7 protein-coding genes are annotated in these 8481 nt (G+C 39.0%); 1 reads left to right on the top strand and 6 read right to left on the bottom strand.

The window, feature by feature from the left end:
* Positions 1 to 56 precede the first annotated feature (56 nt).
* The 3 genes from DBR11_RS11110 to DBR11_RS11100 all read right to left on the bottom strand — a co-directional run bounded on the left by DBR11_RS11110 (position 57) and on the right by DBR11_RS11100 (position 6297).
* Entirely contained in the window at positions 57 to 1565 is a 1509-nt protein-coding gene (locus DBR11_RS11110) for a RagB/SusD family nutrient uptake outer membrane protein (protein ID WP_108552584.1), read from the bottom strand.
* Positions 1566 to 1591: 26 nt separating this feature from the next.
* Positions 1592 to 4840: a SusC/RagA family TonB-linked outer membrane protein gene (locus DBR11_RS11105; RefSeq protein WP_158275267.1), complete on the bottom strand. Its 3249-nt coding sequence runs from the start codon at positions 4838 to 4840 to the stop codon at positions 1592 to 1594.
* Positions 4841 to 5133: 293 nt separating this feature from the next.
* Positions 5134 to 6297 (bottom strand): FecR family protein, encoded by a 1164-nt coding sequence (locus DBR11_RS11100; protein ID WP_108552580.1) that lies wholly within the window; start codon positions 6295 to 6297, stop codon positions 5134 to 5136.
* Positions 6298 to 6499: 202 nt separating this feature from the next.
* Here DBR11_RS11100 and DBR11_RS11095 point away from each other — a divergent pair, with 202 nt between their 5' ends.
* Positions 6500 to 7069 carry a dihydrofolate reductase family protein gene (locus tag DBR11_RS11095; RefSeq protein WP_108552578.1) on the top strand — a complete coding sequence of 190 codons (570 nt, stop codon included), beginning with the start codon at positions 6500 to 6502 and terminating at the stop codon, positions 7067 to 7069.
* 189 nt (positions 7070 to 7258) lie between these two features.
* On the opposite strand, the gene DBR11_RS11085 is transcribed toward DBR11_RS11095, so the two are convergent.
* The 3 genes from DBR11_RS11085 to DBR11_RS11075 form a co-directional block, all read right to left on the bottom strand.
* Positions 7259 to 7843 carry an RNA polymerase sigma factor gene (locus DBR11_RS11085; protein WP_108552575.1) on the bottom strand — a complete coding sequence of 195 codons (585 nt, stop codon included), beginning with the start codon at positions 7841 to 7843 and terminating at the stop codon, positions 7259 to 7261.
* Positions 7844 to 8101: 258 nt separating this feature from the next.
* Positions 8102 to 8302 carry a hypothetical protein gene (locus DBR11_RS11080; RefSeq protein WP_233260719.1) on the bottom strand — a complete coding sequence of 67 codons (201 nt, stop codon included), beginning with the start codon at positions 8300 to 8302 and terminating at the stop codon, positions 8102 to 8104.
* The gene (locus DBR11_RS11075) at positions 8299 to 8412 is read right to left on the bottom strand and encodes an Rpn family recombination-promoting nuclease/putative transposase (RefSeq protein WP_233260720.1); all 114 of its coding nucleotides are present in this window, start codon (positions 8410 to 8412) and stop codon (positions 8299 to 8301) included. Before DBR11_RS11075 ends, DBR11_RS11080 begins: the two co-directional genes overlap by 4 nt.
* Positions 8413 to 8481: the final 69 nt, after the last annotated feature.

Genomic DNA, 8481 nt, shown 5'->3' with positions numbered 1-8481 from the left:
TTAATTAATCAGTAAACAACAACTATTTTCCGACCAATCTATAAAGCTTTAATATTCTAATAGCCAGAATTTTGAACTAAATTTGGATCATATCTTAACTCATCTATATAAAAAGGATACAATTGCCAGTTTGTATTCCATGTCCCCCCCTTTTCTTTAGTAACTACATCCATTACTCCATTTGCATATCCCATCCTTTTTAGATCAAACCATCGATGCCCCCATTCTATAAACAATTCCACTTGTCGTTCATGGAGAACTGCTTTTAGTGCATCGCCTTTATTTAGAGTAGTTGATAATTGTATTAATTGAATTGCTCCTGGATTTTGATCAGACGCTCTATTTCGAATAATATTAAGGTCTGCAATTCCATTTCCAATATTCCCATTTTGAATCCTGGCTTCAGCCCTTATCAGATATTGTTCAGCAAGACGTAAAACCACAGTATATTCACTTACCTCTACATTCTGAGCAATAACTTTATATTTGAAAGAATAATAATATGTAGTTCCCTTCACGGCAATGCTATTTACCCATAGTTTCGCCCTTAGATCATTCGATTCAAAACTATCTATCAGATACTTACTCAAATAAAAATTTCTATTACCCACAGCTGTTGGTCCAGAAGATGGAAGAACAAAGAGGCGAGCTGCTTCCGTATTATAACCCTTTGTTACAGGTTGTAATTGCCAGATAGATTCCTTATTATTTTTTAAAAAGGTATTTGCCAAATCCGTTAATTGAAACAAAGATGAGTTATTAATAACCGATGTGGATTCACGTTCTGCATCAGACCATTTCTTATCGTATAAATACACTCTTGCCAACAGAGCTGTAGCAGCCCATTTAGTGGGTCTAACTCTTTCCTCCACTCCTGAAGTATAAGCAGCCATAGCATCCGCTTTTAGATATTGATCACTTAAAAGATTCTGGGCATCTTTTAAATCCGTAATAATTTGTGCATAGACTACATTTTTAGACGACTTTGTAATGACACTATTGATTTTATAATTCGTAGTCAACACCAAGGGAACGTCACCATAAAGTTCTGTCATGTAGAAATAACAAAAGCCACGCATAAACTTTGCTTCCCCCAATAGCTGTTGTTTTAAAATTGGGGTAAGTTTGTTACTCCCTGTTATACCTTCTATCGCTGAATTAATCGTATAAATCGTAGAATATATAGGTGCTGTATGTCTTAGGACATTTGAGCTGTTAAGCGAATTCGTATAATATGGAATATATAATTTCGCAGAACTTGTTACTCCTCCAAATAGTGTCAATTCATCAGATGACAACGCTGGAAGCAATGTCATTGAAGCTAGGCCAGAGCCACTCAATCCTTCAGATAGATCAGTATATATTCCTGTTAGAACGGCAGCAGCAGTAAAATCCGTTTGATATACATTGCCGGAATTTATGCTAGTAACTGGGGCTCCTATTTCAACAAACTTCTTACATCCAATTAAAGGGATAAATAGAAGCGCCGCATATAGGATATTATTTTTTTTAAATATAACTTTCAAGACCAAATTAAATTTAACATGAGATAATTGCTTTTTCATTTTTTCTATTTTAAATTTTAAAAAGACTATAAACCAATTTTCACCCCAAAAGTGATTACCCTAAGTGGGGGTAGTGAATAAAGATTTTTCGTCTCTGGATCTAACCCTGTATATTTAGTAATGGTAAATAGATTCTCCCCCTGAGCATAAAGCTTACAATTCTCCAAATGAAGAACTTTCTTTATCTCCTTTAGTAGTTGCCAGGATACAGACAGATTTTTTAATCTAATATAAGAAGCATCGCTCCAATTGGCATCACTACCAATTACTCCTGCCCATGCCTGATATAAAGAATAATCAGAATTAAATCGCTGTACATTAGTTTGGTCTCCTGGTTTTTGCCAGCGAGACAATATTGAAGTGGGTTGATTCATAAAATACGCTCCCGGATTATATCCAAACTTATTCCCAAAGGCTTTTTGCTTTACAAATTGAAATAGAAAGTCGAGATCGAAACCCTTATATGTAAAATGATTTTGCAGCCCTCCATAAAACACAGGACTTTCATCAACAAATATAGTTTTGTCTCTATCACTAGGAGAATAAGTTATATTTCCATCCCTATCTGCAAACTGATAAACACCACTTATAGGGTCAACTCCAAGCGAATGATAGATCATTTTGCCGGTCACTGGCTTTCCGACAAAATACCAATTAGCATATGTACTTTGCTCCAGCCCAGGAAAACTGGCAAGCTTACTTTTTTGTATAGTTAAATTGAGGACACTTGTCCACTTAAAGTTTTTCTTTACCAGGTTATTGGACAAGAAGCTAAATTCCCATCCAGAATTTTGAATCGTAGCAGGTAAATTAAGGTAAATATTAGGAAGTCCAGCAAACGCAGATAGAGGTGAATTTATTAACTGATTAGAACTCCGATTCAAAGAATAAGTGGCATTTAATATCAATTTATCTTCTAAGAATCCCAAATCTATTCCTCCCTGTAGTTTTTTCGTTTCTTCCCAAGCCACATTAGGGTTTGCCAGATTTCTAGGTTTTAAGCCAGAAACACCTTGATATGGATTAGTTTTATTGATAGGATTATAGACACTTAGAAATTGGTACTCTCCAATTTGATCATTACCCGTGGTTCCGTAACTACCTTTAAGTTTGCCAAAGCTCAAAAAACTCAGATTGTTTTTAAGGAATTTCTCCTCTGAAAAAATCCAGGCTGCTGCAATAGAGCCAAAGTTATGGAACTGATTTTCGGAACCAAATCGACTACTGCCATCCCTACGGGCATTTATATTTATAATGTATCTATCATTCCATATATAATTTAATCTTCCAAATAGTGCATTATATTTATATATTTCCTCTAAAGTTGAGTTCACACTGACAACTAAGGCCGATTTAAAATCTTCTAATACAGCGTCACTAATTTGTTGATTACCATACAAACCCAAAGAATGACTATTTTTTTGCTGAAGTGTGGTTCCAATTAGAATATCCAATTTTCCCTTTCCAATGAGCTTGCTGTAAGTAAGCTGGGGTTCAATATTCCAGGAATTAATATTACTGTTTCCCCAAATCGCCGACCTCATATTGTAGGCAGAATATTCTGGCGAGCTTGCAAGTTGAGGAACAATATTCAGTTCATTAGTTTGAAGATTCGTATATCCAAATGCACTTTTTAGGTCCAATCCGGGTAAGATTTGGTAGCTTAAATTGACATTTGATATTAAATTATTAGTCTTATTATTATACTTCCTTATCGCATAATATGCTAATGGGTTTTCAAAAGTAGAGTTGCCCACACCGTCTGGACTCCAATTTAAACTGCCATTGGTATTGTAAAGCATGGGAGCATCAGGAGGGTATTGCACTGCATATTGAGTGAGATCATACTGTGGAAGGTGATTATCATCTCGAAAATAACTTACATTAACTTGAATTTTAAACTTTTGATTTTCGGAACTATTGCTCACTCCCAATTTTACAGACCCTTTTGCATCCGCAACGTCCCCTGGAAATACAGTTGTCTCTTTATGATATCCTGCTCCAAAAATAAACTGAGTTGTAGTGGATCCCCCTGAAATTGATCCTTGAAAATCCTGGTATTTACTTGTACCCCCAAAAAGTTCCTTCTGCCAGTTAGTATATCGTGTAGTATCCCATTGTCCATTGAGATCATAATCAGTTGCTGAGATAATACGATTGTCATTTTTCAGAGCTTCATGTCTCATTTCAAGGTATTGTTGAGTATTCAGAAGGTTCAATTGTCTACTTGTCCCAAAACCGGATTGTAAATTCACATCTACTCTAACATCACCTGCTTTACCTTTCTTGGTCGTGATTAGTATTGCTCCGTTGGCGGCACGTGAACCATAAATAGCTGTGGCATCTGCATCTTTCAAAACATCAATACTTTCAATGTCAGCAGAACTGATAAAGCTCATCGCACTTCCGCCATTAAGTGGAGATCCATTCGACGATGGAAGTAATTGTGAAACGTACGGCATTCCATCAATTACATACAATGGATCATTACCTTTCGCAATACTATTTTGTCCCTGAATACGCACCTTTATAGCTCCCCCTGAGATACCAGTAGACTGTTCAATAAACACCCCTGGCACACGTCCCTGCAACGCCAACAGCGGATTATTTACAGGCTGCTTCTCAATATCTTCTGCTTTTACAGTACTGATATTACCTGTACCTAATCTCCTGGTCGTCGTTCCATAAGCAATGACCTGCACCTCATCCAGCTTCGATAAACTCTGCTCTAGCACCACACTCCCCATATTCGCCGAAGCACTCACTTCCTTTGGCAAATACCCAATAAAACTCACCACCAGCAAAGCGCCCTCTTCCACGCCTCTCAAAAAGAACCTTCCCTTCTCATCCGTACTCACGGCCTTCCCTGTCGCTTTCACCTTCACACTCGCCCCCGGAAGCGGGCGATTCTCCGAATCCACCACACTCCCATTAGCGTCAATGCTAGCCCAGCGCTTAGCCAGGCGGTCCAGAAAGGTGGACTCTTTAGGCTTTAAACTGATATTCTTATCATTGATCGTGTATTCTAAGGCTTGGCCGCTCGCTACCTTTTCCAGTACTTCTGGTAAGGCGGTTTCTTTGAAATAAACATCTATTTTTTGGGTATCGTCTACTTTTTCTGGTGAATACAATACATTATATCCGGTTTGTTTTTTGATCTCTTTAAAAATCTCCTCCAGGCTGGCGCCTTTCTTACTGTAGGTAAGTTTCTGGGCAAAGGTGGCGGCGGTTACCTGCATCAGGCAGGTGGTCATCATCACTATGATCAATTTCATAATCAATAGTATTTTTGGCGGCAGCCAACAATACGGCATGCCTTGGTTAAAAGCATATTTATTCATACTTTAGTGTTTTGGGTTAATACATAAATGGATCTAACAATTTGTTTTTTGGGTTAACTCAGAATATTTGCCATGAGGGTGCTAGTCACACTTTCATGGCTTTTTTTCTTCTAAACCGCGGTCGTATTAACTTCCTTTGCTTTTAATCTTTTTCATTTTCTTTGTCGGTTAGTATTTGTTAATATGGTTATTTAGGGGTTGGTTAGACCCGTTTTGATGATTCATTGTTAGGGTAATACGGTTATTTTTCTTCCTTCTATTTTAAATCTGGCTGTTCCTGTAGATTCTATGGCTTTTAAGATGCCCGATACCTGGTCGTATCTGGACACAGAACCACTGAGCAGCTTTTGCGGCAAGTCGTTGTTTTGGTATACGATGTCTACATCGTACCACCGCGCTATTTGGCGCATTACATTTTGAAGCGGTGTGTTTTTATAGGCAAACAGACCGTTTTTCCAGGCAATAGCTTCGTCGGTGTTGACTTCGGCTATCTTAAGTTGGTTATTGGTTAACGTAGCTTGCTGGCCAGGTTTAAGGGTTGCGTCGTTCACTTTTACACTTCCTTCCAATAGTGTCGTTTTAGTACCCGGTTCATCGGTATAACTGTTAATATTAAAGTGCGTACCCAATACAGTAACCTCCTGATTTTTGGATTTGACCACAAAAGGTTGGAGTTTATTCTTAAATATTTCAAAGTAGGCTTCGCCACTAAGTTCAACCACCCGCTGCCCACGCCCATTAAAGGAAACAGGATAAATCAATTTAGAAGCGGCGTTAAGCCATACTTTGGATCCGTCGGGGAGCCGGATCTGATACTGCCCCCCGCGGGGCGTTTCGATTGTGTTGAGAGCCCCCTCTCTGCCTGCGGCATCTCTCCCCGAAGGAGCGAGAGGTTGTGAGGAGTACATCACTTTTCCGTCGGCGGTTTTGGTGATCTCTACTCCCGCTTCCTTAGCAAGCTCACCATTAGCCGCATCACTTAGAGACAAGCGTTTACCATTAGACAATATTAAGTAAGCCTTGTTGCCGCCAGGTTTGATGTCGTTTGCTAACAGATCTCTCGTCGCTGCGCTTCCCTCGATACGACGTTGAGTATAAAAGAAAAGGCCGGCGCCAACGATTAAAAGAACGGCTGCTGCCGCAGCGATGCGAGACCATAACTTAAACCTCTTGAATTTTAAATACTGAGTTTCATAGGTAAGCATACTCGCTTTTATTTCTGCCCATAGTTGTTGCAGCCATACCTGTTGCTTGTTATCGTCCAGGTCTTCCCAGGCTGTACTTTTATTGTCGTAGTTATCCACCAATTGCTCCACCAGCAGCGTTTCTTCTGGTGTACATTTCCCTTCAAGGTACTTTTCTAATAATTGATCTAACTCTTCTGCATTCATTTTTTCTAGTGCTATTAAACAATAACACGTACCAGCAAGCAGTTGGTACTATAAGAAAATGAAATATTTTTTTATTTATATCATTCACCTCTCTTTTGGCAAATACAAATGGTTAAAAAGTGCCCTCATATTGTCGCGATTGCACCTCATTGGTATCACTTGCCCTCTGTAAATTTGGATAACAATAATCCAATAGAACAAAATGAGAAAGATCAGAATTTTCGAACATATCTCCCTCGATGGTATAATAGAACATGACGGAGACTACATCTATGGCGCATGGACAACTCCATACCGAAGCCCTGCCGGTGCGGCAATGCTTTTTGAAGCATATGGTCCAAACTTCGACCTCATGCTTGGCCGCAACACCTACGATATATTTAGTGGCTTTTGGCCCAATGCCGGAGATTTCCCAATGGCAAATGCCATAAACGCTGCAACAAAATACATCGCCACCCACAGACCAGACAGCCTGGAATGGGGCCCTGTTCAAGATCTGGGCGAGGATATTGTAGCAGCAATTCGCCACCTCAAATCCACAGATGGTCCCGATGTAATCGTTGTAGGAAGTTCTACGCTAACTTCTGTATTGCTAGACCAGGGGCTAGCCGATGAGATTGTACTCATCACCTATCCAGTGTTGCTTGGCCGGGGTAAACGTTTATTGTCAGACAGTATTGACGCCCGGGAACTTGAGTTTGTCAGCTCCAAGTCCACACCTACCGGTTTGCTCATCAATACCTACAAACACCTTGGCTCGCTAAAAAAATAGATTACATACTTTAAGAATTGATGTAATATAAACACCAAAATAAAAGACAAATAAACTTGTTTCCAGACAGACCATTAACTCCATAGAAATTGGAAAATTTGTTCCATCCAGCATACTAGCGTTAAAAATCACCGCAATATTTAACACCACCGTAGAAGAGATCTTTACCCTCGAAGAGAAAGACTGGACTTAATTATACAATACATACAGCAGAGCCAGAATAGACAATCTGTCTGCTGTATTTTTTAAATAATGCAAGGCCGTACTCAACTGGTTCTTTACCGTCTGCTCACTCAGGCCCAGTTTAGCCGCAATTTCGGCCGTGCTGTAATTTTCCTGCCTGCTGAGTTTAAAGATCTCCTTTGTACGCGGGGGCAACTGCTCAATCGCAGCCTCCAGATTTTCCCGCAGATCTTTAGCCTCAATAGAAGCAACCGGATCCATATGAGGCTCCTGCTTTTGATTCACAAGCTGTGTTAAAATTGCATATTCCCTGCGGCTCGCGTTCTTCCTGAAATAATCAACAATCTTATTTCGGGTAATATAATATAGGTAAGGTTTAACAGCCGTTACATTCCCCTTATCCAGCCAAACATGAATAAAAACATCATGCACCAGATCATGCGCGTCATCCAGCGACAACACCTTTCTGCTCACCCATGCCGTTAACTCCGGCGAATATTGCTGGTAAACCTCGGTAAAAGTCCCCTCATCCCCTTCCTTAAGTAAAGCAGTTAATTCAGCGTCAGAAAGCTTATTGTACATCCTATTCATTTACATATTGCTAAGGCAAAGCCGGTTACTAAACAAACCATAGGTAGGCTTAAATAAATATAACTAAATCTTTCCGCAATAGTAAATATTCTACTTCAATATATGGTTATATTTTTTTCACTTCACCTAAAATATTCTATTTAGGCTATAGTTTAAAGCAAAATTTTGTAATAATTAAAATGCCAGCGCAAGTGAATATGGAGAATTCATGTAAATATGAGCAGATTTTCATCTGCTCATATTTACATGAATTGATGATTACAGTTTTTCGATTTCTTCAATTGCGAGATTAGTGAGTTCAGCAATTACAAATGATTCGAATCCTTTTTCCTTCATTGCACGAGCAATTTCAAGAGCTTTTGTTTGCTCACCATCAAGAAATGACTGCTCCCTAACGGCTTCGTTATCCCACTTCCTCTTCAACTCTTGATCGTATATGTCCTGTTCTTCCTTTGTCATACCAGGTCAACAATATTTTTTCTCCCTTTAAAAACCTCATTTAAGAAAGCGATTAATAAGTCTTTGTTTGGATCCGTCCCAAAAATTTTCTTAAATGACCAATCCAGCATCGGATTAATGTACTTCGTACTACTCATAATTTACACTTGATTTTTTAAAAATGACTTCAAGTGTAACGA

Origin of the sequence: Pedobacter sp. HMWF019, assembly GCF_003061025.1 — a bacterium.
In the GTDB taxonomy this organism is placed as follows: Bacteria; Bacteroidota; Bacteroidia; order Sphingobacteriales; family Sphingobacteriaceae; genus Pedobacter.
The sequence above is the reverse complement of the archived record's forward strand: the minus strand, read 5'-3'. Positions and strand labels throughout refer to the sequence as shown.

Coding starts and splice junctions, on each gene's coding strand:
- DBR11_RS11100 (WP_108552580.1), bottom strand. CDS start 6,297: ATGAATGCAGAAGAGTTAGATCAATTATTAGAAAAGTACCTTGAAGGG.
- DBR11_RS11080 (WP_233260719.1), bottom strand. CDS start 8,302: ATGACAAAGGAAGAACAGGACATATACGATCAAGAGTTGAAGAGGAAG.
- DBR11_RS11105 (WP_158275267.1), bottom strand. CDS start 4,840: ATGAAATTGATCATAGTGATGATGACCACCTGCCTGATGCAGGTAACC.
- DBR11_RS11075 (WP_233260720.1), bottom strand. CDS start 8,412: ATGCTGGATTGGTCATTTAAGAAAATTTTTGGGACGGATCCAAACAAA.
- DBR11_RS11085 (WP_108552575.1), bottom strand. CDS start 7,843: ATGAATAGGATGTACAATAAGCTTTCTGACGCTGAATTAACTGCTTTA.
- DBR11_RS11110 (WP_108552584.1), bottom strand. CDS start 1,565: ATGAAAAAGCAATTATCTCATGTTAAATTTAATTTGGTCTTGAAAGTT.
- DBR11_RS11095 (WP_108552578.1), top strand. CDS start 6,500: ATGAGAAAGATCAGAATTTTCGAACATATCTCCCTCGATGGTATAATA.